Below are 24,370 nucleotides of genomic sequence, written 5' to 3' on the forward strand. Positions count from 1 at the left end.
GCGCTCAGTCTTCCGGGGCGGGCAGGGTGACCTGTCTGCCGCCGCGCACGTCGAAGCGGCGCATCCGCTCCAGCACGGCGTCCGCGGTCGGCCGCTCCAGCCGGTCCACGATCCGCCCGTCGGCGAGGAACAGCACGAGGTCGGCGTAGGAGGCCGCGTTCGGGTCGTGCGTCACCATGACCACGGTCTGCCCGAGCTCGTCCACGCTGCGCCGTAGGAAGTCGAGGACCTCGGCGCCGGAGCGCGAGTCCAGGTTCCCCGTCGGCTCGTCCGCGAAGATCAGCTGCGGCCGGGCGGCGAGCGCCCGCGCGACGGCGACGCGCTGCTGCTGCCCACCTGACAGCTCGTGCGGCCGGTGCCGCAGCCGGTCCGCGAGGTTCAGCGTCTCCACGACCTGCGCCAGCCAGGCGCCGTCCGCGCGGCGCCCCGCGATGTCGCCGGGCAGCGTGATGTTCTCCTCGGCGGTCAGCGTCGGCAGCAGGTTGAACGCCTGGAACACGAACCCGATCCGGTCCCGCCGCAGCCGCGTCAGCGCTTTGTCGCCGAGGCGCGACAGTTCCGTGTCGCCGACCCACACCTCCCCCGCGGTGGGCTTGTCCAGCCCCGCGAGGCAGTGCATCAGGGTCGACTTCCCCGACCCCGACGGCCCCATGATCGCGGTGAACCGACCGGCGTCGATCTCCACGTCCACCCGGTCCAGCGCGAGCACGGCGGTGTCACCGCTCCCGTACGCCTTACTCAGCGCGACGCCCCGCGCCGCGGGCTCCCCACTTGCCGCCATACGGCCGAGCCTAGTTCTGACCTCGGCACGCGGCATCCGCCGCAGGATCGAGCAGACCCTGGGTTGCGCCCTCAGGGGCGCGAGTCTCCGCCGCGTGGGCGCGAGCCCTTGAGGTAGTGCAGGGACTTGCGGGAGCGAATGCTCTGCTGGTCGCGCCCGAGCGGCGGAGCCGCACATCGGCGGAGCCCCGCGCCCCTAGGCGGCTGCCCAGGTGCCGCCCAGCGTGGGGGCCAGCGCCGCGCGGGCGATCGGGAGGAAGGCTGCCGCGGTCACCTCCGGGCCCGCGCACGCCTCCGGGAGGGCGCCCAGCAGCGGGGCGTCGGCGACGAGGGGGAGGTCCGCGACGTTGCAGCGCATCGCGAGATCCGGCTCCGCCGGCCACGCGCCGATGACGACGCCCCGCAGCGGGATGTTCCGGGAGCGGAGGGCCTCCGCGGTGAGCTCGGTGACGTTGAGGGTGCCCAGGCCCGCCGTCACCACGACCAGCGCCTCCGCGGCGTGACCCAGCGGGGCCAGCTCCGCCGGGACGTCCGCCAGGGACGCGCCGTGCGCGTCGAGGCGGACGAGGAGGCCGCCGGCGCCCTCGATCAGCACCAGGTCGTGGGTCTCCGCGAGGCGCGCGGCCTCCGCGGCGATCTCCGCGGGGGTGATCGCCCGCATGCCCGCGCGGGTCGCGGCCGTGCCCGGGGCGAGCGGCTCCGGGTAGCGCGCGAGTTCGCTGAAGGTCAGCTCGCCCGCGAGCCGCCGCACCTCTGCCAGGTCACCGGGCTCGCCGGGGGCCATCCCCGTCTGCGCGGGCTTCATCACGGCGACCTTGCGGCCGTCGGCCGCGGCCAGCGCCGCGACCGCCGCGGTGGTGACGGTCTTGCCGATTTCCGTGCCCGTGCCGGTCACGAGGAGGATGGTGCTCACGCTGCGGTTTCGCTTTCTCGTAGGTGGAGGGGTTGGCACGAGCGGCGTCCCGTGACCGTCGCGCCGCCCCGGCGCGGGGCCAACCGGGCCGGCTCCCGGCCGTCCGGCGGCTCGCCACGGGGGTCCCCCCGGGGTCCCGTGGCCCGCGCGGCAGCGCCCTAGCCCGCGGCGGCCGCCGCGCGCACGCCCGCGCACAGCGTGGCGAGGTCCGCGTCGGAGGTGACGTACGGCGGCATGGTGTAGACGAGGTCGCGGAACGGGCGCAGCCAGACGCCCTCCCGGGCGGCCGCCGCCGTCGCCGCGCGCATGTCGACGTCGTGGTCGAGCTGGACGACGCCGATCGCGCCCAGCACCCGGACGTCCCGTACGCCGGGAAGCTCGCGCGCGCCGGCCAGGCCGGCGTTCAGGCCGTCGCCGATCCGCTTGACCTCGCGCTGCCAGTCCTGGCCCAGCAGCAGGTCGAGGGAGGCGTTGGCGACCGCCGTCGCCAGCGGGTTGCCCATGAACGTCGGGCCGTGCGCCAGGATCGGCACCTCGCCCCGGCTGATGCCCTCCGCGACGCGCGTCGTGCAGAGCGCGGCGGACAGCGTGAGGTAACCGCCCGTCAGCGCCTTGCCGACGCACATGACGTCGGGTGAGACGCCCGCGTGGTCCGCGGCGAAGAGCGCGCCGGTGCGACCGAAGCCGGTGGCGATCTCGTCGAAGACCAGCAGCACGTCGTGCGCGTCGCACAACTCCCGCAGCACCCGCAGGTACCCGGGGGAGTGGAAGCGCATGCCGCCCGCGCCCTGCACGACCGGCTCGACGATCACCGCCGCCGCCTCGGCGGCGTGACGGGCCAGCAGCTCCTCCAGATGCGCGACGTAGGCCGGGTCCGGCTCGGCGTCGAAGCCGTCCGGCGGGACGTCGGCGAAGATCTGACGCGGCAGCACCCCGGTCCACAGCTGGTGCATCCCGCCCTCGGGATCGCACACGGACATGGGCTGGAAGGTGTCACCGTGGTAGCCGCCGCGCCAGGTCAGCAGCCGGTGCTTCTCCGGGCGGCCCTGCGAACGCCAGTACTGCAGGCACATCTTGGCCGCGACCTCGACCGAGACCGAGCCGGAGTCCGCCAGGAAGACGTGCTGCAGCGGCTCGGGCGTCAGCTCGACCAGCTTGGCCGCCAGCCGCACGGCGGGCTCATGGGTGAGCCCGCCGAACATCACGTGGCTCATCCGCCCGAGCTGGTCGCGCACCGCCTCGTCGAGGACCGGGTGGCCGTAGCCGTGGATCGCGGACCACCACGAGGACATGCCGTCGATCAGCTCGTCCCGGTCCTCGACCGGGCGGGCCAGCCGCAGCCGGACGCCGCTCGCCGAGACGACGGGGTAGGGCTCGGCCGCGCCCGGCATCGCCCCGTAGGGGTGCCAGACGTGGGCGCGGTCGAGCTCCAGCAGCCGGTCGACGTCCATCGGCTCGGGAGGGAAGGAGGTCACGCGTTCGGCGGCAGGTCGGTGCCCGCGCCGCGGCGCCGCACGGCGACGTCGGCGTGCTCGCGCTCACGGTCGCGCGGCAGGGTGGCCTCGTCGGAGCCCTCCACCACGAAGCCCGCGTCGGCGATCATGTCCAGGTCGGCCTGGCCGGCCTGGCCCTCGCTGGTGAGGTAGTCGCCGAGGAAGATCGAGTTGGCCAGGTGCAGCGCCAGCGGCTGCAGTGAGCGCAGGTGCACCTCGCGGCCGCCCGCGATGCGGACCTCCATGTCCGGGAAGCAGAACCGGACCATCGCCAGGATGCGCAGGCAGCGCTGCGGAGTGAGGTTCCACTCCTTCGCCAGCGGCGTGCCCTCGAACGGGATGAGGAAGTTGACCGGCACCGAGTCCGAGCCGAGCTCCCGCAGCGCGAAGACGACGTCGACCAGGTCGTTGTCGCTCTCGCCCATGCCCGCGATCAGACCGGAGCAGGCGGACAGGCCGGCGGCCTGCGCCTTCTGCACGGTGTCGACCCGGTCGGCGAAGTCGTGCGTGGAGCAGATGTCCTCGTAGGTGGCCTCGGACGTGTTCAGGTTGTGGTTATAGGCGTGCACGCCCGCCTCGCGCAGGCGCTCGGCCTGGCCGTCGGAGAGCAGGCCCAGGCACGCACAGATCTCGACCTGCTCGTTCTCTTCCTTGATCGCCGCGATGGTGTCGGTGACCCGGTCCACGTCCTTGTCCGTCGGGCCGCGCCCGCTCGCCACCAGGCAGACCCGCTTGGCGCCGCCCGCGACGCCGGCCTTGGCGGCGGCCGCGGCCTGGTCCGGCTTCAGCCAGGTGTACTTGAGGATCTCGGCCTTGGAGCCGAGGCGCTGCGAGCAGTACGAACAGTCCTCCGGGCACAACCCGCTCTTCAGGTTGACCAGGTAGTTGAGCTTGACGCGGCGGCCGAAGAACGCCCGGCGCACCCGGCCGGCGGCCGCGACGACGTCGAGCAGCTCGTCGTCCGTGGTGGCGAGGACGGCGAGGGCCTCCTCGCGAGTGGGCATGTCGCGGTCGAGCGCCTTGGAGACGAGTGTGTCGAGCAGGTCCATGGGGGCGATCCTGCCTTGCCGGGATCGAGCGCCGCCATAGGGGAACCGGATAGAACATCTCACACAGAGCTGGGTGTGTTGTCCTGGATCAACCACTTCCGACGACAATCGTCCCCGGTCGGACGCCTCAAGGCGGGTGCGGGGCCCTGGCCAGCACAGACCCGGATCGTTCGGACGGGCGTTTGAGCCCTACACTCGTTCAGCATGACGAGCAGCGGAGAGCCGGCCCCGGAGCAGCGGCCCCGCCGCACGCGCGCGCTGGCGCTGATAGGCGCGCTCGCGGTGGCCGCCGCGGTGGCCACCTGGGCGGAGGTCCACTACACCGGTGGTGACGCGGGATCCGCCAGCAGTGCCGGCGGCAGTGTCTCCCAGGACAGCCTGGCCCTCCCGCAGAGCGGGGACAGCAGCTCCTCCGCCGCCCCCTCGGCGATGCCCGACGCGGCGGAGATGCTGCCGGCGACGGTGGACGTGCCCGCCGGCGCGAACAACCCCACCCCTTTCCAGGCCACCCGCTACGCCCTCGGTACGGCGGCGAACTGCGCGGACGTGCTGACCCCGACCGCGACCGCCGCCGCCACCACCTCCTGCCAGGGCTATGTGGCGGCCAGTTACGTCAGCGCCGACCACACCGTGATGGCCTCGGTCACCGTGCTCGGCTACCCGGACGCCGCGACCGCCGGCCGCGCCAAGCCGGCCTTCGGCGCCGCGACCGCCGCCGGCACGGTCGCCATCTTCCGCACGCCCGGCCAGGAACTCCCGGCCCTCGCGCAGCTGCCGGCGACGGAGCAGCAGCGGGTCCAGCAGATCGGGCGCTTCGTCACGGTGATCCAGACCGCGGCGGTCACCGGCGCGAACCAGACCACGCCGGCCACCCTGGCGGCGACGGAGTACACGCTGTCAGCGGAGGTCGGCGACACGGTCCTGTGGGACGAGTAGCGGTACGACGGCGCCGCACAGCGTGATCGACATCGCACCGTGGGTGAGTTGTCCCGTCCCGGGCCGAGCTGACAGTGTCGGCGCATGACCATCGCCACCGCGGACCCGTTCGCCTGGATCGACTCCGCCGCCGAGCAGCGCCGGAACGCCGGGCTGGTGCGGACACTGCGCCCCCGTCCCGCCGTCGGCGACGTGCTGGACCTCGCCAGCAACGACTACCTCGGTCTGACGCACGACCCCCGGGTCACCGGCGCCGCGGCGGACGCGGCGCTGCGCTGGGGCGGCGGTTCGACCGGTTCGCGCCTGGTCACCGGCACCACCGAGCTGCACGCCGAGCTCGAGCGCGAGCTCGCCGAGTTCTGCGGCGTCGAGGCCGCGCTCGTCTTCTCCTCCGGCTACACCGCGAACCTGGCCGCACTCACCGCGCTGACCGGTCCCGGCGCGCTGATCGTCTCCGACGCGCTCAACCACGCCTCGCTCATCGACGGCTGCCGCCTCTCCCGCGCCCGGATCGCCCGCGCCGCCCACCGCGACCCCGACGCGTTCCGCGCGGAGCTGACCGCGCGCGCGGAGGAGCGGGCGATCGCCGTCAGTGACACCGTCTTCTCCGTCGACGGCGACGCCGCGCCGCTGGCGGAGCTCGCCGCCGCCTGCCGCGACCACGGCGCCGCGCTGGTCGTCGACGACGCCCACGGCCTCGGCGTCCTCGGCCCGGGCGGCGCGGGCGCGACGGCCGCGGCCGGCCTCGCCGGCGCGCCGGACGTCGTCACCACGGTCACCCTCTCGAAGTCCCTGGCCTCGCAGGGCGGCGCCGTGCTGGGCCCGCGCCGGGTGATCGAGCATCTCGTGCAGGCGGCGCGCACGTTCATCTTCGACACCGGCCTCGCCCCCGCGGCGGCCGGTGCCGCGCTCGGCGCGTTGCGCGTGCTGCGCTCCGAGCCGGAGCGCGCGGAGCGCGCCCGCGGGGTCGCCCACGCCCTCTCGACGGCGCTCCGCGCCGAGGGCCTCAAGGCGAGCGTCCCCGACGCGGCGGTGGTCGGCGTCCGCGCCCCCTCCCCGGAAACGGCTCTCGCCTGGGCGACCGCGCTCCGCGCCTCCGGCCTCGGCGTCGGCTGCTTCCGCCCCCCGTCCGTCCCTGACCGCTTCTCCCGCCTCCGGCTCACGGCCCGGGCGGACCTGACGGACGACCAGATCGCCTGGGCGGTCAAGCTGATCGCCGAGACGGCGCCCGACGGCGCGCGTTAGGTTGCACTACCCAGGGGCGCGGGGAACTGCGCGAGAAACCACTGACGTGCGGACAGCCCTGCGCGTTCGGGCTCTACCTGCGTGGGTGGCTTGTCGCGCAGTTCCCGGCGCCCCTGGACAGTGCAACTGAGACCGTCACTGCCCTAGCTCGGCCAGGTGCCGGTCGACGACCGCGCCCATCAGCTCCGGGGTCGCGCGGTCGGGGCGCATCACCGCGTGGAGGACGAGGCCGTCGATGAGGGAGTAGAGGCGCTCGATCTCCGCGGCCCGGTGCGGGTGTTCGGGGGCGAGCGCGTCGACCAGGTCCGCGCACAGGCCCTCCAGAGCGTCGTAGCTGGCGTCCCGCAACGCGCGGAGCGCGGGGTCGACCTGGGCGCGGGTGGTGAACGCGAGCCAGACCTCCGCCTCGGCGCGGCGTTCCGGGTCCAGCGGGAGGAGTTCGTCGATCACTCGGCGGACCGTCGTCACGGGGTCGGGGCCGGGGCCGATGGCATCGACGCGGGCGCGGACCCGGTCGGCGACCAACTGCATGGCGAAGGCGAGCAGCTCCGCCTGGGTGGCGAAGTAGTGCCGCAGGGAACCGGCGGAGAGGCCGGCCTCCGCCGCGACCGTGCGGACGGAGACGCCGTCGAGTCCGCTCCGGCGGACGACACGCCACACCGCCGCGGCGACGGACGCGCGGCGCTCCTCGGGATCCACGACCTTGGGCACGGTCATTTTGTAGCACAGTCGTGCCAGAACCCGTGTTAGCGTTATTTGGTACGACCGTGCCAAAAACGGACGGAGTGAGGCGACCGTGCTCTACCTGCTCATCGCCGGGTGCGAGATCGCGTTCTGGGTGGTGCTGTGCGCCGCGCTGCTGGTGCGCTACCCGCTGCGGCGGCCCCGCGCCGGAGCGGTCCTGCTGCTGACGCTGCCGGTGATCGACCTCGCCCTGTTCGTCGCCGCCCTGGTCGACCTCGCGCGCGGGGCGACCCCGACGCAGGCGCACGCCTTGGCCGCGCTGTACGTCGGGGTGTCCCTCGCCTTCGGCGCGGCGATGGTGCGCTGGGCGGACATCCGCTTCGCGGGCCGCTTCGGCACGCCGGAGCAGGCCGCGGCGGCGGAGGCGCAGCGGCCGCCGAAGCGTGGGCCCGCGCACGCCGCACACGAGCGGCGGATGTGGTTGCGGCACCTGCTCGCGTGGGGGATCGGCGCCGCGCTCGTCGCGGTGGACGTCGCCGTGATCGGCGACACGCAGCGCGCCAAGCCGCTGCTGCAGTGGATGGGCGGCTGGGGCGTGATCCTCGCGATCGACTTCGTCTGGTCGTTCAGCTACACGCTGTTCCCGCGCCGGCCTCGCGCAGGGGAGTGATCAGCCGGGCAGCCGTTGTCGCAGGCGGAGGACGCCGCCCCGGTCCGCCGGCCGGCGGTGCTGCGCACACCACCGGCCGATGACCGTCCGTGACGCGGCCTCAGGGCCTAGTTCACCCGGCCGAACCACACCTCGTGCGTCCAGATCCGCTCCAGCTTCACGTAGCTGCCGGAGTGCGGCGCGTGCCAGATCTCCCAGTGGCCCGCGTAGATGCCGACGTGGTAGACGGACGAGCCGTAGTGGAAGAAGACCAGGTCACCCGGGCGTAGTTGACGGTAGGAGATGTGCTTGACCCGGATGTACTGGTCCTGCGCCGTTCGGGGGAGGTGGCGGCCCACGTGGCGGAAGGCGTAGTACGTCAGGCCGGAGCAGTCGAAGGAGTTGGGGCCCGTCGCGCCCCAGCTGTACGGGTCGCCGTGCTTCGACTCGGCGACCTTGAGGGCCCGCTGCCCTATCGTCAGGGCGCTGGCGTCGGCGCTGGGGGCCGTGGCGACGGTGCCGCCGAGCAGGACGCCGGTGGCGGCGAGGGTGGTCAGTCCGGCCTTGAGTTTCGGCCCGGTGTTCCCGCTACGGCCCTGGGGGCGCCGTGCGTGGCGGCCCCTGGTCTGCCCGCCCAGGTGTTTCGGGTTCTGGATCTGGTTCAGGGCATGGTGGTGCGCGGAATCATTGGACGCGGCCATGAGGAAGCCCTTCCGGAACCGCCTACGAAAGTCGTCCCTGTCGGGTTCGGGCTCCAGAAGCTGCCCGGCCGCGCACCATTCGTGCTCGCGGCTTCACCCCAAGGCCCGGCGTTTCCTTGACGCCGTGCCGTCGTGCCTGGGTCTCCCGTTCTCGCCTGTCAGGTGTGTGTGAGCACCTGGCGTCCGACCGGTGGCGAGACTAGGCGTCCGGCCGGACCGCCCCGCCACGGTGGCGAGGACTTGTTCGTTCGGCGGACAGTATTGGCACGTTTTTATGCCCTCTTCACGTTCCGCCGGACCATTGTGATTCTTGTCACCCAGCGTTTGGCGCGCAATTTTTGCTGCGTCCGGAGTAACGCCGATGGCTTTTAAGAAAACGCTTTCTTGTCGCCGGAATACGGAATGACCTGCGCGAATGCGGTAATCGGAGGAATACGTTCACCCGGACGGTCCACGCCGTTCGGCGCCCTCCGATCGGCTGGCGCCGAAGCCACTTCCGCCACGCGCGACACGCCGCCTAGATTGATCGGGTGACTGATGATCAGGACCCCGGCACGCCCCAGGGCGTGGGTCGCACCGCCCTCGGCGTCGCGTACGCGCGGGCCGTCGAGAGCGCCCGCCCCGACCGGCTCTTCGACGACCCCTACGCCGCCCTCTTCCTGCGCGCCGCCGCCCCCGCGGAGGGCGGGCCGGGCACCGGCGGCCTCGGCCGGAGCGAGGCGTGGACCGAGATGTCCGCCCATCTCGTGCTGCGCACCGCCTACTTCGACGACTACCTGCGCGACGCCGTCACGGAGGCCGGCTGCACCCAGGTGGTGCTGCTCGCGGCCGGGCTCGACGCGCGCGCCTTCCGCCTCGACTGGCCCGACGGCGTCCGGCTCTTCGAGCTCGACCTCCCGGAGATGGTGGCCTTCAAGGAGCGGGTCCTCGCCGAGGCCGACGCCCGGCCGCGCGTGGAGCGGCAGGTGGTGACGGCGGATCTGCGCGAGGACTGGGCGGCGCCGTTGCGCGCGGCCGGGTTCGACCCGGCGCGGCCGACCGCGTGGATGGTCGAGGGCCTGCTCATCTACCTGGAGGCCGAGGACGCCGCCGCGCTGCTGCGGCGGATCGGCGCGCTCTCCGCACCGGGCAGCCGCCTCGCGCTCGTGCGCGACGGCTCGCTGCGCCGCACCCGCGAGCTCGCGCGGCGTGATCCGGCCATGGCGGGCGCGACCCGGCTGTGGCGCGGCGGGCTGCGCCGCGACCACGCGCAGTGGCTGCGCCGGCACGGCTGGCTCGTCCACGAGATCCGCGAGCAGGAGCTGCGCGAGCGTTACGGCGCCGAGCGGGTGAGCGAGGGTCACGGCTTCCTGCTCGCCGAGCGGCCCCTGCCCGTCGAGCGCCCGCGCCGCCCCGCCGCGCGCCTGCTGGTACTGGACCCGGACGGCTCCGTCTTCCTGCAGCTCCACCACGACGCCGAGGTCGGCCCGCACTGGGTGCTGCCGGGCGGCGGTCTGGAGCCCGGCGAGGCCCCCCTCGCCGGGGCGCTGCGCGAGACCGTCGAGGAGACCGGCTGGACGGACGTCGTCACCGGCCCCGCGCTGTGGCGCTGGGAGCACGACTACCACCGCGGGGACGTCGGCCTGGTCCGCCAGCACGAGGTGATCTACCTGGCCTCGGCCCCGCACCGCGACCCGATCGGCGACCTGACCGCCTCCTTCGCCGCCGACGGGATTCTGACCTGCCGTTGGTTCACCCCCAAGGAGCTGGCGGAGGTCACCGAGGTGCTGTGGCCGCCGCAGCTGGTCTCCCTGCTGGAGGACCTGCGCCGCGACGGCCCGCCCGCGGAGCCGATCGACCTCGGCTATGTGCCGAACCCTCAGGAGCCCGGCAGTGACGGCTGAACGAGGTCAGGGCGGCCGGTGGGAGCACTGGGAGCGGCGGCTCCCTGGGTTCCTGCAGCCGCCCGCCTTCCTGACCTCCGCGCTGGAGCACAGTGAGCGGGTGGTGCGGCCCCGGCTGGCCCTGCTGTACTTCGTCGCGGCGATCGGGCTCGTGCCGTGGACGGTGCTGCTCTTCCTCACCCTGCCGGGCCGGGAGCGCGCCGCGCACTGGGACGTGGCCTGGGGCGGTTTCGACGCGTTGATGATCATCGTCTTCACCGGCTGCGCGGTCCGGATCCTGCGGCTGTCGCCGCGCAGCGCGATCGTCACGGCGGTCGCGGGCACGCTGCTGGTCACCGACGCCTGGTTCGACGTGATGCTGGCCGCGACGACGCGCGACACCGTCGTGGCGCTGCTGATGGCGTGTCTGGTGGAGCTGCCGCTGGCGGCGCTCTGCTTCCGCACCAGCTTCCGCGTGGTGTCCTTGCTGGAGCAGGCACGGCCGTACCTGCGGGAGTTGGGCTTCACCGTTCACGACGGGCGGTTGGAGCCGCCCGCGTCCCAGGACAGGCCCTAGCGGTTGCCACCGCGCGGGAGCGCGAAGGTGAACAGTGCGACCAGGGCGAGGACGCCGGCGACGCAGGTGAGGGTCCAGGCCGCGGCCGGGATCGGGCCGTGCGTGGGGGACCAGGAGAGGAACGCGGTGCCCAGCGCGGCCACGCCGACCGAGCCGCCCAGCTGCTGGAGGGCGTTGAGGACACCCGACGCGGAGCCGGACTCCTCCGGGGCGACGCCCGCGAGGGCGATGTCGAAGAGCGGGCCCATGAGCAGGCCCATGCCGGCACCGGTGACCAGGAGTGCGGGCAGCAGCTCCCAGGTGGTGACCGGCAGACCCCAGTGGGTCAGGCTCGCCGCCAGGGCGAGCGCGCCGAGGGACATCACGACCGCGCCGGCGTGGATGACCCGGCGGCCGAAGCGCGGGCCCAGCGCGGCGCCGCTGGCCACCGCGCCGCCGACGATGCCGACGGACATCGGGATGAAGGTCAGGCCCGCGTGCAGCGCGGTCCAGTGCGCGCCGAGCTGGAGCGTCAGGGTGAGGGCGAGCATCAGGCCGGAGACCGCGGCGGAGAAGAGCGCGACGACCAGGACGGCGGAGGGGAAGGCCCGGCCGCGGAAGAGGCTCGGCTCGACCAGCGGGGCGCGGCCCGTCGCGGCCCGGCGGCGCTGGAGCGCGGCGAAGCCGGCGAAGAGCGGGAGCGAGCCGGCCATGGAGGCGAAGGTCCAGGCGGGCCAGCCGAGCTCGCGGCCCTGGATCAGCGGGTAGACGAGCAGCACCATCGCGGCGCTGAGCACGGCGACGCCGGGCAGGTCGAGCCGGCGGGCGCCGGCGGTGCCGTGGTCGGCGGGGATGGCGCGGGCGCCGATCAGCGCGGCAGCCAGCCCCACGGGCAGGTTGATCAGGAAGATCATGCGCCAGCCGGTGCCCCACAGGTCGGAGCCGAGCAGCAGACCACCGAGCGTCGGACCGGCCACCGAGGAGAGACCCAGCACGGGGCCGAAGGCGCCGAACGCGCGGCCCAGCTCCTCGGCCGGGAAGACGGCGCGGATGATGCCGAGCCCCTGCGGGATGACGAGCGCGGCGAACGCGCCCTGGCAGGCGCGGGCGCCGATCAGCATCCCGGCGCCGGTCGCGGCCGCGCAGAGCGCGGAGCACAGGGTGAAGCCGAGGGTGCCGAGCAGGAACATCCGCTTGCGGCCCACCAGGTCGCCCAGCCGGGCGCCGGTGATCAGCAGCATCGCGAAGGCGAGCGTGTAGGCGGCGCTGACCCACTGGATCTGGCTCGTGCCGCCGCCGAGCGCGGCGCGGATGCCGGGGGCGGCGACGTTGACGATCGTCGTGTCGAGCAGATCCATGATCTCCGCGAGCAGGATCGCGCCGAGCGCGAGCTTCCGCAGCGGGTGGGCGACGACGGCGCGCGCGGGATCCGCGCGTTCGGTCTCTGGTGCGGCCGTGGACATGAGAGCTCCTTCCGGAGGCCGGGAATCACGAACAGTGTTCGCTATGACGAACGATGTTCTACTAGCGAACGCTGTTCGTGTCAACTAGGCTGTGGCTCATGACGACCCCGCCTCCGCCCACCTGGCCCGGCGCCTTCGGCGCGGAACCGCGCCGCAAGCGGCGCGCGCTCAGCCGCGAGCTGATCGTGGAGACGGCGCTCAAGATCGTCGACACCGAGGGCCTGGACGCGCTGAACATGCGCCGCGTCGCGCAGGGGCTCGGCACGGGCGCGGCCTCGCTCTACGCGCACGTGGCCAACAAGGACGAGCTGCTCGCGCTGCTGCTCGACCGCGTCTACGGGGATCTCAGCCACCCCGAGCCGGATCCGGAGCGATGGCGGGAGCAGGCCAAGGAGTACCTGACCCGGCAGCGGGACAACCTGGTGGCCCACGGCGACCTGGCCCGCGCCGCGATGACCCAGAACATCCCCACGTCGCCCGGCGCGCTCGACGCAGCCGAGACGATGCTGGCGCTGCTGCGCGCCGGCGGCCTGCCCGAGCAGGTCTGCGCCTACGGCGTCGACGTGATCAGCCTCTACGTGGTGGCCACGGCGCTGGAGGAGACCTCGCGCAAGGGCCCCGAGGGCGCGCCGGACCAGGGACAGGTCGACGCGTACCTCGGCGGCATCCGCTCGTTCTTCGCGTCGCTGCCGCCGGAGCGCTACCCGCTGATCACGGGCATGGCCGGGCCGCTCACCCGCAACGTCGGCGACGAGCGCTTCGAGTTCGGTCTCGACCTGCTCTTCGACGGGCTGGTGGCCCAGGCTGGCCGGGTCTACGACTGAGGCGCATGCTGGTCTGAGCGGGCCGGCACGTCACCGAGGCCCCGGTAGTGGCCTCAGGAGGTTCGGCCATGAACGTCTACGGAATGCGTGCGGAACTCGGGCGCGACGGCTCGGTCAAGACCTGGCACATGATGAAGGACGGCGCGCTGACCGCCCTGTGCGGGCACGACCTCGACGCCGCCGCGCCGGTCGGCCACGACTCGGACTGGTCCCACACCAGGGAACCCGTCTGCCACACCTGCGGTGCGCTCTACCTGCGCCAGGTGCCCTACGAGGACATGATCAGCGGCTGACCGGGGCCCGTCCTCAGCCGGCCGAGCGCTGGCCGAGCCGGGTCAGGTAGGCGTTGTAAGCCTCCAGCTCCTGGTCGCCGTTGCGGTCCGCCACGCGGTCCTTGCGCCGGGAGATCCGCTCCTCGGACTTGGCCCACTGGAAGGTCAGCGCGATCAGCACCACGGCCGTCGGGATCTCACTGAACGCCCAGGCCAGCCCGCCGGCCAGGTGCTGGTCGGTCAGCGGGTTGATGCCCATGGACGCGGGCGGGTGCGCGAAGGTGTCCACCATCAGGCCGGAGGCCATCATCACCGCCACGCCGAAGAAGGCGTGGAACGGCATGCCGACGAACAGCTCCAGGATCCGCAGCACGTAGCCGGGGCGGTGCGGGCCCGGGTCCACGCCCATGATCGGCCAGAAGAAGGCCAGGCCGACGGCGAGGAAGTGCACCATCATCGCGAAGTGGCCCCACTGCGTCTTCATCAGGAAGTCGAACAGCGGGGTGAAGTAGAGGCCGTAGAGGCTGGCGATGAAGAGCGGGATCGTGAACGCCGGGTGCGAGATGATCTTGACGTAGCGCGAGTGCAGCAGCGCGACCAGCAGCTCGCGGGGGCCGCGCTTCCCCTTGCCCGCCGGGCGCAGCGCCCGCAGTGAGAGCGTGATCGGGGCGCCGAGCAGCAGCAGGATCGGCGTCAGCATGGACAGCACCATGTGCTGCATCATGTGCGCGCTGAGCAGCACCATCCCGTACTGGGCCAGCCCGGTGCAGGTGACCATCACCATCGTGCCGACGCCCAGCAGCCAGGCGACCAGCCGGCCGATCGGCCACTTGTCGCCGCGTCGCCACAGGCGCACGCAGCCGGTGACGTAGCCGACGACCATCAGTACCGCCAGGGCGAGGAACGCCCAGTCGGCGGAGGGGTGGAAGGCCAGGGCGCGACCGAAGGTGAAGGGCGCGAGCTCGTGGTCCATCCCCGGCATGCCCGGCATGCTGCCCATCGGCGGTTCCTGCTTCCCTCGTGGTGGTGCCCAGCCTGCTGCCGCAGTCTGCTACCGCACCAGGGTAGAACCGTCTGTTTTGTCCCCCGGCACCGGGTGGCTACGGGCGCGGCACGAGCGTGTTCTTCGACCGCCGGTCCGCCAGGAAGTCCTCCACGTTGGCCACGGTGGTGTCGATGATCTGGCCCACCGCCGTCGAGGTGAAGTAGGCCTGGTGGGAGGTCACCAGCACCTGGGGGAAGGTCATCAGGCGGGCCAGCGTGTCGTCGGCCACGCCCTCCAGGGAGCGGTCGAAGAAGAAGAGCCCCGTCTCCTCCTCGTAGACGTCCAGTCCGACGCCGCGCAGGCGGCCGGCGCGTAGCGCCTCGACCAGGGCGTGGGTGTCGATCAGGCCGCCGCGGCTGCTGTTGACCAGGATCGCGTCCGGCTTCATCCGGGCCAGCGCGCTCGCGTCGATCAGGTGGTGGGTGTCCGGCAGCAGCGGGACGTGCAGGGAGATCAGGTCGGACTCGGCCAGCAGCCGGTCCAACGGGGTGTACTCCATGGCGAGGTGGTCGCGGCAGTACGCGTTCTCGGCGATGTCCCAGCCGAGCAGCCGGGTGCCGAAGCCGTGCGCGATCCGGGCGAAGCACTCGCCGATCTTGCCGGTGCCGACGACGCCCACGGTGGTGCCGTGGACGTCCGTGCCCATCAGGCCGTCGAGGCGGAAGTCGAACTCGCGGGTGCGGTTGGCGGCGCGGATGACGCGGCGGTTGACGGCCAGGGCCAGGGTCCAGGCGAACTCGGCCACCGAGTAGGGGGAGTAGTAGGAGACCCGGGCGATGGTCAGGCCCAGCTCGGCCGCGACGTCCAGGTCGATGTTGTTGAACCCGGTGGAGCGCTGCGCGATCATCCGGGTGCCGCCCTTGGCGAGCGTGCGCAGCGTGGTCGCGTCGAGCTGGGCGTTGACGCTGGTGCTGATCACCTCGTGCTCGGCGGCCAGCGGAGCGGTGTCGGAGTTGAGGAACACCTCCAGACACCGCACCTCGTGACGGCCGGCGAACGCGGCCTCCAGCAACGGCTTCTCGTCGGTCTGGACGCCGTACGCGAGGATCTCCATGCGGCCACGCTAATCGGACATCCCACCCCACGCCCGTCGGGCGTGGGGTCCGAACGGGGCTCAGATGACGGTCTCGGCCTCGGCGTAGCGCTCGGCCGGGACGGTCTTCAGGTCGGCAACGGCCTCGGCCAGCGGGACCAGGTTGATGTCGGTGCCCTGCAGTGCCGTCAGATGCCCGAAGGCGCCCTTGTGCACGGCCTCGACCGCGTGCCAGCCGAAGCGGGTGGCGAGGATCCGGTCGTAGGCGGTCGGCGTGCCACCGCGCTGGACGTGGCCGAGGATGACCGGGCGGGCCTCCTTGCCGAGCCGCCGCTCCAGCTCGCCGGAGAGTCGGGTGGCCACGCCGGCGAAGCGCTCGTGGCCGTAGATGTCGATGCTGCCCTGCTCCCACTCCATGGTGCCGGGCTCCGGCTTGGCGCCCTCGGCGACCACGACGATGGCGAACTTCTTGCCGCGCTCGAAGCGCTCGCCGACGACGCGGGAGAGCTTCTCGATGTCGAACGGCCGCTCCGGGACCACGATGGCGTGCGCACCGGCGGCCATGCCCGCGTTCAGCGCGATCCAGCCGGTGTGGCGACCCATCAGCTCGACCACCATGACGCGCTGGTGCGACTCGGCGGTGGTCTTCAGGCGGTCCAGCGCCTCCGTGGCCACCGAGACGGCCGTGTCGAAGCCGAAGGTGACGTCGGTGCAGGCGATGTCGTTGTCGATCGTCTTCGGCACGCCGACGATGGGCAGGCCCGCGTCGGAGAGCATCCGGGCCGCCTTGAGCGTGCCCTCGCCGCCGATCGGGATGATGCCGTCCAGGCCCAGCCGCTCGCACATGGCCTTGGCGGCGGGCACGCCCTCGCGCAGCTTGCTCGGCTGCACCCGGGTCGAGCCGAGGATGGTGCCGCCCTGGGCCAGGATGCCCGAGACGGAGTCCAACGTGAGTGCGCGGTAGTCCTCTTCGAGCAGACCGCGCCAGCCGTCCACAAAGCCGATGATCTCGTCCCCGTGGTCCACCACGCCGCGATGGACCACCGAGCGGATCACGGCGTTCAGGCCTGGGCAGTCCCCACCACTGGTCAGCACACCAATTCGCATCGTTCAACTACTCCCGAGCAGAGCGCGGTGACCGGAAATCGGACAAAACAACCCTATCGCGATGATACCGAGCGGCTCCCGGTCGTACCGGCCCGGTCGCGAGGGCGGCGCCTTCGGCGCCCCGCGGGGGGAGGGTGAGGGTGGGGTGTGGCTCAGGAGGCGGACTGGGCCGCCGCGATGCGCTCCGAGCGCAGCGCGTCGTACCAGGTGTTGTCCACCGGGGGCAGCGCGCTGACGTCGAGGGCCAGCTTGATCAGCAGGTCCGCGACGATCGGGTTGCGCGCCATGATCGGGCCGTGCAGGTAGGTGCCGAAGACGGTGTCCCGCCAGGCGCCCTCGGTGCCGTCGCCGGTGCCGTTGCCGCCGCCGACCGAGACCCGCGCCAGCGGCGAGACTCCCTGGCCCAGGTGGGTGACGCCCTGGTGGTTCTCGAAGCCCGTCAGCGTCGGCAGGCCCAGGCGCGGGTCCGGCTCGGCGACGATGTCACCGACGTTGCGCTTGCTCTCGCCGCGGGTCGACCACACGTCGAGCAGGCCGAGGCCCGCCGTGCGCTCGCCGCGGTCGTCGATGAACTCGTGGCCGAGGATCTGGTAGCCGGCACAGACCGCGAAGACGATCGCGCCGTTCTCGATGGCCCGGCCGAGGCCCGGGTCCTGCCGCAGCCGCTCACCGGCGAGCCGCTGCGGACGGTCCTCGCCGCCACCGATCAGGTAGATGTCACCGCTGGTCGGCACCGGCTGGTCGGAGCGCACGTCGATGCGCTCGACCTCGAGCCGCCGCTGCCGGGCCCGGCGCTCGACGACCAGCACGTTGCCGCGGTCGCCGTACGTGGACAGCAGGTCCGGGTAGATCCAGACCAGCCGCAGGGCGCTTTCACTCATGGCGGGGGAAGTCCTTCTTCCTACGATGTCCGGGCCGGTGTCAGTTGACGTTCGCCACGTCGCGGCGCAGCTGCTGGAAGGCCGTGTAGTTGGCGATCGCCTCGATCCGGCCCTGCGGCGCCATCGCCACGGCCTGCTGGATCGAGTCGACGACCTGGAACTGTACGCCCGCGACCTCGAGCCGCACTGCAAGGTCGAGCTTGCGCTGGCCCATCACGAAGACCGGGTGGCCGACCAGGCGCTCGTAGTCGACGTCCCACAGCCAGGAGGTGTCGGTGCCGTCCGCGGAGAGCGCGTTGACCGACAGGACCACCGGGGCGGGGGCCGGGTCGATCAGGCTGAAGGTCTCCAGCCAGCCCGCCGGGTTCTTCGCCAGCAGCAGGCGCACCTCGCGGCCGTGCACCACGACCGACTCGTAGCGGCCGGCGACGGCCTGGACCGACTCCATCCGCTGCAGCGCGATCTGCGGGTGCACACCGAAGACCGACACCACGGCGGCGGTGCTGGTGGCGTTGGACAGGTTGGCCCGGCCCGGCAGCTGCAGCCGGATCGGCCACGGGTTGCCCTGCGGGTCCACCACGAACTCGCCCTGCAGCGCCCAGTGCGGCTGCGGACGGCGGAAACCGCAGCTCGGGCAGAACCACTCCTCGTCCGGCCGCTGCATGACACCGCCGCAGCTGGGGCAGGACCAGGCGTCCTCCTTGTAGGCCTGGCCGGCCGCGACCCAGATGACCTTCTTGCAGGACGAGGCCGCCCAGGTCACCAGCGGGTCGTCCGCGTTGGCGATGATCACGGCCTCGCTGCCGGCCAGACCCTCGCGCCAGTTCTCCGCGAGCATGCGGGTCTCCGAGGAGCGGTCCAGCTGGTCGCGGGAGAGGTTCAGCAGCGCGATCGCCTTGGGGTGGGTTGCCCGGGCGACCTGGTTCAGGTACTTCTCGTCGACCTCGATCACGCCGAAGCGGGCCTCACCGCTGTCCGCCAGCGCGGAGGTGATGCCGGCCGGCATGTTGGCGCCGAGCGCGTTGGAGACCACGGGACCGGCGGCCTTGAGCGCCTCCGCGATCAGACGGGTCGTCGTGGTCTTGCCGTTGGTGGCGGAGACCAGGATCACGTCCAGGCCCTCGGAGACCCGGCTCAGCAGCTCCGGATCGAGCTTGAGGGCCACCCGTCCGCCGATGACCGATCCACTGCCGCGTCCCGCCGCGCGCGACACGGCGGCGGCGGCCTTGCCGGCGGTGACGGCCAGCTTGGCACGGGCGTTCAGCGAGGCCGAGGGCGCGGCCGGATCGGGATGCGCTGACATCGGTTGCTTTCCTCCTGCGGGACGGCCTGCGGGACGTGTGTGCCCCCGGCTGCCCGTAGCCTACCGGCACGATCGCTTCCGGCGTTGTCCGCGTCCATGCTGCGGCCCGGCGCGGCCCCGTGCGGGCCACGCCCGGCCGCCGTGCTCCCGGTCGCCGCCGACGCGGCGGGGTCGTGCGCGGTGCACATAGAGTCCTCTCATGCTCTCCCGCATTCCCGGCAGCGCCGGCGCCGTCCACCCCGTCACCCCGTGGGCCTCGCCCGTGCTTCGTGCCGTCTGCTCGCCGGTCGAGCGCTTCGACGCGGAGCTGGGTGCGCTGGTGGAGTCCATGTTCGCGACGATGTACGCGGCGGACGGGGTGGGGCTGGCGGCCAATCAGGTCGGGGTCGGCCTGCGGGTCTTCGTCTACGACTGCCCGGACGACGAGGACGTGCGCCATCTGGGACACGTCGTCAACCCCGTGCTGGTCGAGACGGACGGCGTGGTCGTCGCGGGTGAGGAGGGCTGCCTCTCGCTGCCGGGGCTGCGCGCGCAGACCCCCCGTTACGACCGCGCGGTGGTGCGCGGTCAGGACCTCACCGGCGCGCCGGTCGAGATCGAGGGCACCGGGTTCTTCGCCCGCTGCCTCCAGCACGAGGCCGCCCACCTGGACGGCGGCGTCTTCCTGGACGAGCTGGGTGGCTGGCGCCGGGCGCGGGCGCTGCGCGCGATGCGACGCGCCCCCTGGTACGTCCCGGCGGAGGCCGGTGCGGACGTCGGTGCGGACGGTGCGGGCCGCGGGAGCCGCGCATGACGGACGACTGGTGCGCACAGCCGGAGCGGTGGTCGCTCCACGACGACGCCGGCGTGGTCGTCGCCGACTTCGTGCAGGTCCGCGGGCTGCTCCGGGGCCACGACTTCTGGTGGGCGGCGGACCTGCGCCCCGCCCCCGGCGCGGACCCGGCGGTCGCGGCGGCCGCGGTCCGCCGCAGCCTGCCCGGCTGGATGGCCGAGCTGCGCGTGACCGGTCAGGAGGACTCCTTCGCCCGGCTGCTGCTCGACGCCTCCCTGAGCCGGGGCCGCTACGCGCACCACTACGTCTGGGACTTCGCACGCCGCGCCCCGGACCCCGCGTGGTCCGAGCCGGCCCTGCCGCCGGACCTGACGCTGGTCCCGCCGGAGGAGGTGAGCCCGCGGCGCCTCCACCGGGTCCACCGGCGCGCGTACCCGCGCACCCACCCCGACCACCCGGCGGGGGACTTCGACCGGCTCACCCAGCTGGTCGGCGGTGCGCTCTTCGGCGGCCTGCTCGGCGGCAGCGCCGTCGCCCTCCGGGGCCGCCGCCCGGTCGCCGGCATCATGATCGGCCAGGAGAACGGCGACTCCTCCCTCGCCGCCTCCGTCCTGCCCCGGGCCGGACACTCGGTCGCCGACCTGGCCCTTTCCGGCCCCGCCGTCGTCGACATATTCCGCGACCCCGACGACGCCCCGCCGGGCCTCGGCGCGCTGCTGCTGCGCCGGGCCCTGGCCCTGACGGCCAAGGAGGGTGAGCCCTCGCTCTCCCTGACGGTCACCGAGGGCAACCCGGCCCGCCGCGTCTACGAGCGCACCGGCTTCACCCACTCCCACAGCACGGTCGCGCTGCGCCTGCCGATCTAGTGACCCTGGTGACCGTTGTGGTTGTTGGTCGCGGACGGGTTGTCCGCCGCCGCGGCCAGGCGGCCCCACAGGAGGTCGGCGAGGGTCTGGACCATGCGCTCGCGGGGGAAGCCGCGGTGTTCCAGCCACCAGTCGCCGGCGGCGAGGACCATGCCGGTGATCGCCTGGCCCCACGCCTCCGCGAGCAGGTCGCGGTCGGGGCCGAGGTCGATCTGCGAGGCGATCGCCGCGCTCAGTTCGGAGGCGATGGCCTGCAGGGTGGGCGCCAGCGGCCCGGCGGGGGAGAGGCCGTCGGCGGCCGGGTCGGGGTGGGCCAGGAAGCGGTAGATCTGCGGCGCCGACTCGATCGCCGCGAGATAGCTGTCCAGCACGTTCTCGACCAGCTCGCGCCGCCCCAGCGGAGCGGCGAGCGCCTCGCGGATCCGGTCCAGCATGGCCGCGCCGTGGCGGTCCGCCAGCGCCTGGTAGAGGCCGTTCTTGTCCCCGAAGTGCCGGTACAGGATGGGCTTGGTGATGCCGGCCTCGGCCGCGATCGCGTTCATGCTGGCGCGCGGACCCTCCCGGCGGACCACGCGGTCCGCCGCGTCCAGCAGCTCCTCGCGCCGGTCGGCGCGGTCGGGGCTCACCATTGCCTTGACATCCTTACTGCCTAGTAACAAACTGTGGATCGCGTTACCGACGGTAACACCCGTCGGTCGGCAACCACGAAATCCAGTCGCGCGTCGCGCCCGGGGAGACACACCTATGACCGGCTTCAACCTCGCTCTCAACGACGACCAGATCGCGGTCCGCGACTGGCTGCACGGGTTCGCGCGTGACGTGATCCGCCCGGCCGCCGCCGAGTGGGACGAGCGCGAGGAGACCCCGTGGCCGATCATCCAGGAGGCGGCCAAGGTCGGCATCTACTCGCTGGACTTCTTCGCCCAGCAGCAGTTCGACCCGACCGGCCTCGGCATCCCGATCGCGATGGAGGAGCTGTTCTGGGGTGACGCCGGCATCGGCCTCGCCATCTGCGGCAGCGCGCTGGCCGCGGCCGGCGTGGTCACCAACGGCACGCCGGAGCAGGTCGGCACCTGGGCACCGGAGATGTTCGGCACCCCCGACGACCCGAAGCTGGCCGCGTTCTGCTCCTCCGAGCCCGACGCCGGCTCCGACGTCGCCGCGATGCGCACCCGCGCCGTCTACGACGAGGCCACCGACGAGTGGGTTCTCAACGGCACCAAGACCTGGGCCACGAACGGCGGCATCGCCCACATCCATGTGGTCGTCGCCTCCGTCGACCCGGAGCTGGGCGCGCGCGGCCAGGCCTCCTTCATCATCCCGCCGGGTACGCCGGGCCTCAGCCAGGGCCAGAAGTTCAAGAAGCACGGCATCCGTGCTTCGCACACCGCCGAGGTCGTCCTCGACAACGTGCGCGTCCCGAACTCGTGCCTGCTCGGCGGAAAGGAGAAGCTCGACGAGCGCATGGCCAAGGCCCGCGAGCGCGCCGCCGCGGTCGCACGCGGCGAGAAGGTCGAGCAGGTCAAGAACGCGGCGATGGCCACGTTCGAGGCCTCCCGCCCCGCGGTCGGCGCCCAGGCCGTCGGCCTGGCCCGCGCCGCCTACGAGGAGTCGCTGGAGTACGCGAAGACCCGCGTGCAGTTCGGCCGCCCGATCATCGACAACCAGGGCATCGCCTTCACCCTCGCCGACATGCGCACCCGCATCGACGCTGCGCGGCTGCTCGTCTGGCGCGCGTCCTGGATGGCGGCGACGGCCCAGCCCTTCACGGCGGCCGAGGGCTCGATGTCCAAGCTGTACGCCGGCGAGACGGCCAAGTGGGTGACCGCCCAGGCCATCCAGATCTTCGGCGGAAACGGCTTCACCCGGGAGTACCCGGTCGAGCGCATGCACCGCGACGCGGCGATCTACACCATCTTCGAGGGCACCAGCGAGATCCAGCGCCTGGTCATCGCCCGCACGCTTTCGGGGATGCCCATCCGCTAGCCCTGAGCGTGCGGCAACTACCTCTCTGCGAGAACGAGGTCCAAGAGGCCGGGGAACCTTGCGTCGAATTCCGGGCGCCGGAGGCGGTTGAGGCGCTTGGGGCCGGAGTCGCGCTGTTCGAGGAGGCCGGCGTCGCGGAGGATCGCGAAGTGGCGGCTGAGGGTGGCCTTGGTGACGGGAACGTCGAACGTGCCGCAGGAGCGTTCCCAGTCGTTCGCCGTGGCGAGCTCGCGGACGAGGGTCTGGCGGACGGGGTCGGCCAGGGCGAGCAGCGCGGACTCCAGGGTGACCTGGTCCAGGTCGGCGTGGACCGGCGCCGTGCGGTGGCTGGTGCCCGCGGCGCGCTGGGGCGTCGGCGTCATGGGAGGTGCTCCGTCCGTCTGGACCGCCAGAGTGTTCGTCGTGCTCCTAACACTCTAGTGCTCAGCCCGTGCTCGCGGGCGACGCACCCGGCAGTGGGCGGGTGGTCGGGGCACGGCCCGAGAAGGGCTCGCGCGGGCCGGCCGGTTCCGCGTCGAGTTCGCGCCACTCCGGGCGCAGCCCGGTGAGCGTGGTGGCCGCGCAGTAGAGGACGCCGGCCACCGCGGCGACGGGGGCCAGCGCTACAGCGCCCAGCGCTGCCCCGGCGATCAGGCCGCCGAGGGGGACGCCCGCCCAGGAGACCGCGTCCGCCACCGAGATGACCCGGCCGACCAGCTCGCGCGGGATCCGCTCGTAGACCGCCGCGGCGAGGATCGGGTTGAGGAAGCCCGCTGCGAAGCCCGAGACGGCGCTGACGATCAGCACCGCGGTCAGCGGCGCGCCCAGGGCCAGGACGAGGAAGCGCGGCGCGCCCGCGATGACGAAGCCCGCCAGGAAGGTGACCCGGCGTGGCAGTCGTTCGCCCAGCCACGCGGCGACCAGCCCGGCGGCCGCCGAGGCCGCGCTCATCACCGAGAACACCGCGCCGACCGCGCCGACGCCGAGGTCGTGCAGGTGCACCCAGACCGGGATCAGCACCGCCGACCAGGCGGCGTCCAGGAAGTTGGTGGCGACGGTCAGCCCGACGGCCGTGGCCAGCAGCCGGTTGCCGCGCAGGAAGGCGAAGCCCTTGCCGAGGCGCTGCCAGTAGCCCGCCTCCTCCTCGCCGTCGACGGGCTGCGCCCGGCGCTCCGGCGCGGCCAAAGCCGTGGCCGCCGCGCTGAGCAGGAAGGTGGCGGCGTTGAAGACCAGCGCCGTGGCCGCGCCGAACCCGGCGACCGCCGCCGCGCCCAGCGCGGGACCGGCGGTGATCGCGAGCCGCTCGGCCGCGCCCGACAGTCCGGTGACGCGTTCCAGCGGCACCCGGGCGTCGTCGGCGGCGTCCGGCGTCATCGCCACCTTGGCCGCGTCCCCGGGCCCCCGCACCGAGCCGGTGATCGCGACGAGCACCAGCAGCAGCCAGATCGGCAGCGCCCCCGCCGCGTGCGCGATCGGTACCGCCAGCACCGTCACCGCACTGATCAGATCGCCGAGCAGGCTGATCCGGCGCGGTCCGATCCGGTCGATCGCCGGCCCCGCCGCGGCCTTGGCCAGCACGTACGGGCCGAGCTCGCAGAAGGCGGTCAGGCCGGTGAGCGCGGTGCTGCCGGTGGTGGTCAGCACCAGCCAGGGCAGCGCCACTGCGGAGACCCGAGTGCCCGTCAGTGACAGCGCCTGGGTCAGCAGCAGACCGACCAGTCCGCGGTAGCGGGTGAGTTGGGCGCTCCACGGGAGGCGGAGCCGGTCGGGGGAGGGGGTCTGATCTGCCACGCAGTCAGCCTAGAAGGCGAACACGCGCGTGCAGAGGGGGCGGCGGGGGCGGATCGTTGCTTCCCGGGGCGGATGGGGCGGACGTGCGCCACCGGCGCTGTTGCCGAGCTGTCGCAGGTCCGTGGCGGGGTGATCGAGAGACCGCGCGAGGCTGGGTGGCGTCTGAGTCTTGCCTGTGAG

Annotated in this window: 25 protein-coding genes; 10 read left to right on the top strand and 15 right to left on the bottom strand. The window is 73.0% G+C overall.

Annotated features, from left to right (window positions below; translation table 11 throughout):
- Positions 1-4 precede the first annotated feature (4 nt).
- The 4 genes from DN069_RS24790 to bioB form a co-directional block, all read right to left on the bottom strand.
- Positions 5-781: an ABC transporter ATP-binding protein gene (locus tag DN069_RS24790; protein ID WP_111504428.1), complete on the bottom strand. Its 777-nt coding sequence runs from the start codon at positions 779-781 to the stop codon at positions 5-7.
- A 195-nt stretch (positions 782-976) separates the two neighbouring features.
- Positions 977-1,693 carry a dethiobiotin synthase gene (bioD, locus tag DN069_RS24795; protein ID WP_111504430.1) on the bottom strand — a complete coding sequence of 239 codons (717 nt, stop codon included), beginning with the start codon at positions 1,691-1,693 and terminating at the stop codon, positions 977-979.
- Positions 1,694-1,851: 158 nt separating this feature from the next.
- On the bottom strand, positions 1,852-3,144 hold the full coding sequence (locus tag DN069_RS24800) for an adenosylmethionine--8-amino-7-oxononanoate transaminase (RefSeq protein ID WP_111504474.1): 1,293 nt from the start codon (positions 3,142-3,144) through the stop codon (positions 1,852-1,854).
- A 20-nt stretch (positions 3,145-3,164) separates the two neighbouring features.
- Entirely contained in the window at positions 3,165-4,235 is a 1,071-nt protein-coding gene (gene bioB, locus DN069_RS24805; protein WP_111504432.1) for a biotin synthase BioB, read from the bottom strand.
- Positions 4,236-4,439: 204 nt separating this feature from the next.
- Here bioB and DN069_RS24810 point away from each other — a divergent pair, with 204 nt between their 5' ends.
- On the top strand, positions 4,440-5,171 hold the full coding sequence (locus tag DN069_RS24810; protein ID WP_111504434.1) for a hypothetical protein: 732 nt from the start codon (positions 4,440-4,442) through the stop codon (positions 5,169-5,171).
- 84 nt (positions 5,172-5,255) lie between these two features.
- A complete protein-coding gene (locus tag DN069_RS24815; RefSeq protein WP_111504436.1) occupies positions 5,256-6,416 on the top strand; it encodes an 8-amino-7-oxononanoate synthase in 1,161 nt (386 codons plus the stop codon).
- 135 nt (positions 6,417-6,551) lie between these two features.
- On the opposite strand, the gene DN069_RS24820 is transcribed toward DN069_RS24815, so the two are convergent.
- Entirely contained in the window at positions 6,552-7,127 is a 576-nt protein-coding gene (locus DN069_RS24820) for a TetR/AcrR family transcriptional regulator (RefSeq protein ID WP_111504476.1), read from the bottom strand.
- Positions 7,128-7,212: 85 nt separating this feature from the next.
- On the opposite strand from DN069_RS24820, the gene DN069_RS24825 reads away from it, so the two are divergent.
- A complete protein-coding gene (locus tag DN069_RS24825) occupies positions 7,213-7,770 on the top strand; it encodes a hypothetical protein (protein ID WP_111504438.1) in 558 nt (185 codons plus the stop codon).
- A gap of 107 nt (positions 7,771-7,877) precedes the next feature.
- On the opposite strand, the gene DN069_RS24830 is transcribed toward DN069_RS24825, so the two are convergent.
- Positions 7,878-8,450 carry a C40 family peptidase gene (locus DN069_RS24830; RefSeq protein WP_111504440.1) on the bottom strand — a complete coding sequence of 191 codons (573 nt, stop codon included), beginning with the start codon at positions 8,448-8,450 and terminating at the stop codon, positions 7,878-7,880.
- A 530-nt stretch (positions 8,451-8,980) separates the two neighbouring features.
- Here DN069_RS24830 and DN069_RS40285 point away from each other — a divergent pair.
- Both DN069_RS40285 and DN069_RS24845 read left to right on the top strand, forming a co-directional pair.
- Positions 8,981-10,333, top strand: a complete 1,353-nt coding sequence (locus DN069_RS40285; RefSeq protein ID WP_243639678.1) for an SAM-dependent methyltransferase — start codon at positions 8,981-8,983, stop codon at positions 10,331-10,333.
- A complete protein-coding gene (locus tag DN069_RS24845) occupies positions 10,323-10,889 on the top strand; it encodes a hypothetical protein (RefSeq protein WP_111504442.1) in 567 nt (188 codons plus the stop codon). Before DN069_RS40285 ends, DN069_RS24845 begins: the two co-directional genes overlap by 11 nt.
- Here the strand turns inward: DN069_RS24845 and DN069_RS24850 are convergent.
- On the bottom strand, positions 10,886-12,331 hold the full coding sequence (locus DN069_RS24850; RefSeq protein ID WP_111504444.1) for an MFS transporter: 1,446 nt from the start codon (positions 12,329-12,331) through the stop codon (positions 10,886-10,888). The two genes, DN069_RS24845 and DN069_RS24850, sit on opposite strands and share 4 nt — an antisense overlap.
- A 98-nt stretch (positions 12,332-12,429) precedes the next feature.
- Here DN069_RS24850 and DN069_RS24855 point away from each other — a divergent pair, with 98 nt between their 5' ends.
- Together DN069_RS24855 and DN069_RS24860 are read left to right on the top strand one after the other, a co-directional pair.
- Positions 12,430-13,155 (top strand): TetR/AcrR family transcriptional regulator, encoded by a 726-nt coding sequence (locus tag DN069_RS24855; protein WP_111504446.1) that lies wholly within the window; start codon positions 12,430-12,432, stop codon positions 13,153-13,155.
- 68 nt (positions 13,156-13,223) lie between these two features.
- A complete protein-coding gene (locus DN069_RS24860; RefSeq protein ID WP_111504448.1) occupies positions 13,224-13,448 on the top strand; it encodes a hypothetical protein in 225 nt (74 codons plus the stop codon).
- 13 nt (positions 13,449-13,461) lie between these two features.
- Here the strand turns inward: DN069_RS24860 and DN069_RS24865 are convergent, their stop codons facing one another.
- The 5 genes from DN069_RS24865 to DN069_RS24885 form a co-directional block, all read right to left on the bottom strand.
- Entirely contained in the window at positions 13,462-14,427 is a 966-nt protein-coding gene (locus DN069_RS24865; RefSeq protein WP_243639680.1) for a cytochrome c oxidase assembly protein, read from the bottom strand.
- Positions 14,428-14,527: 100 nt separating this feature from the next.
- On the bottom strand, positions 14,528-15,526 hold the full coding sequence (locus DN069_RS24870) for a 2-hydroxyacid dehydrogenase (protein ID WP_111504450.1): 999 nt from the start codon (positions 15,524-15,526) through the stop codon (positions 14,528-14,530).
- A 60-nt stretch (positions 15,527-15,586) separates the two neighbouring features.
- Positions 15,587-16,612: a 6-phosphofructokinase gene (locus tag DN069_RS24875; RefSeq protein WP_111504452.1), complete on the bottom strand. Its 1,026-nt coding sequence runs from the start codon at positions 16,610-16,612 to the stop codon at positions 15,587-15,589.
- A gap of 152 nt (positions 16,613-16,764) precedes the next feature.
- Positions 16,765-17,493: a type 1 glutamine amidotransferase gene (locus tag DN069_RS24880; RefSeq protein WP_111504454.1), complete on the bottom strand. Its 729-nt coding sequence runs from the start codon at positions 17,491-17,493 to the stop codon at positions 16,765-16,767.
- 40 nt (positions 17,494-17,533) lie between these two features.
- Positions 17,534-18,796 (bottom strand): MurT ligase domain-containing protein, encoded by a 1,263-nt coding sequence (locus tag DN069_RS24885; protein WP_111504456.1) that lies wholly within the window; start codon positions 18,794-18,796, stop codon positions 17,534-17,536.
- 199 nt (positions 18,797-18,995) lie between these two features.
- Between DN069_RS24885 and def the strand changes: the two genes are divergently transcribed.
- Entirely contained in the window at positions 18,996-19,589 is a 594-nt protein-coding gene (def, locus tag DN069_RS24890; RefSeq protein ID WP_111504458.1) for a peptide deformylase, read from the top strand.
- Positions 19,586-20,434, top strand: coding sequence for a hypothetical protein (locus DN069_RS24895; RefSeq protein ID WP_111504460.1), 849 nt, complete (start codon positions 19,586-19,588; stop codon positions 20,432-20,434). The genes def and DN069_RS24895 overlap by 4 nt, the downstream gene beginning before the upstream one ends.
- On the opposite strand, the gene DN069_RS24900 is transcribed toward DN069_RS24895, so the two are convergent.
- Positions 20,431-21,063, bottom strand: coding sequence for a TetR family transcriptional regulator (locus tag DN069_RS24900; protein ID WP_111504462.1), 633 nt, complete (start codon positions 21,061-21,063; stop codon positions 20,431-20,433). The genes DN069_RS24895 and DN069_RS24900 overlap by 4 nt on opposite strands.
- A 115-nt stretch (positions 21,064-21,178) precedes the next feature.
- Here DN069_RS24900 and DN069_RS24905 point away from each other — a divergent pair, with 115 nt between their 5' ends.
- A complete protein-coding gene (locus DN069_RS24905; protein ID WP_111504464.1) occupies positions 21,179-22,420 on the top strand; it encodes an acyl-CoA dehydrogenase family protein in 1,242 nt (413 codons plus the stop codon).
- A 17-nt stretch (positions 22,421-22,437) separates the two neighbouring features.
- Here the strand turns inward: DN069_RS24905 and DN069_RS24910 are convergent, their stop codons facing one another.
- Both DN069_RS24910 and DN069_RS24915 read right to left on the bottom strand, forming a co-directional pair.
- Complete coding sequence (locus DN069_RS24910; protein WP_111504466.1) at positions 22,438-22,782, bottom strand: ArsR/SmtB family transcription factor; 345 nt, start codon at positions 22,780-22,782, stop codon at positions 22,438-22,440.
- A gap of 61 nt (positions 22,783-22,843) precedes the next feature.
- Positions 22,844-24,190, bottom strand: a complete 1,347-nt coding sequence (locus DN069_RS24915) for an MFS transporter (protein ID WP_243639682.1) — start codon at positions 24,188-24,190, stop codon at positions 22,844-22,846.
- Positions 24,191-24,370: the final 180 nt, after the last annotated feature.

This window comes from Streptacidiphilus pinicola, from assembly GCF_003258295.1.
GTDB lineage: Bacteria > Actinomycetota > Actinomycetes > Streptomycetales > Streptomycetaceae > Streptacidiphilus > Streptacidiphilus pinicola.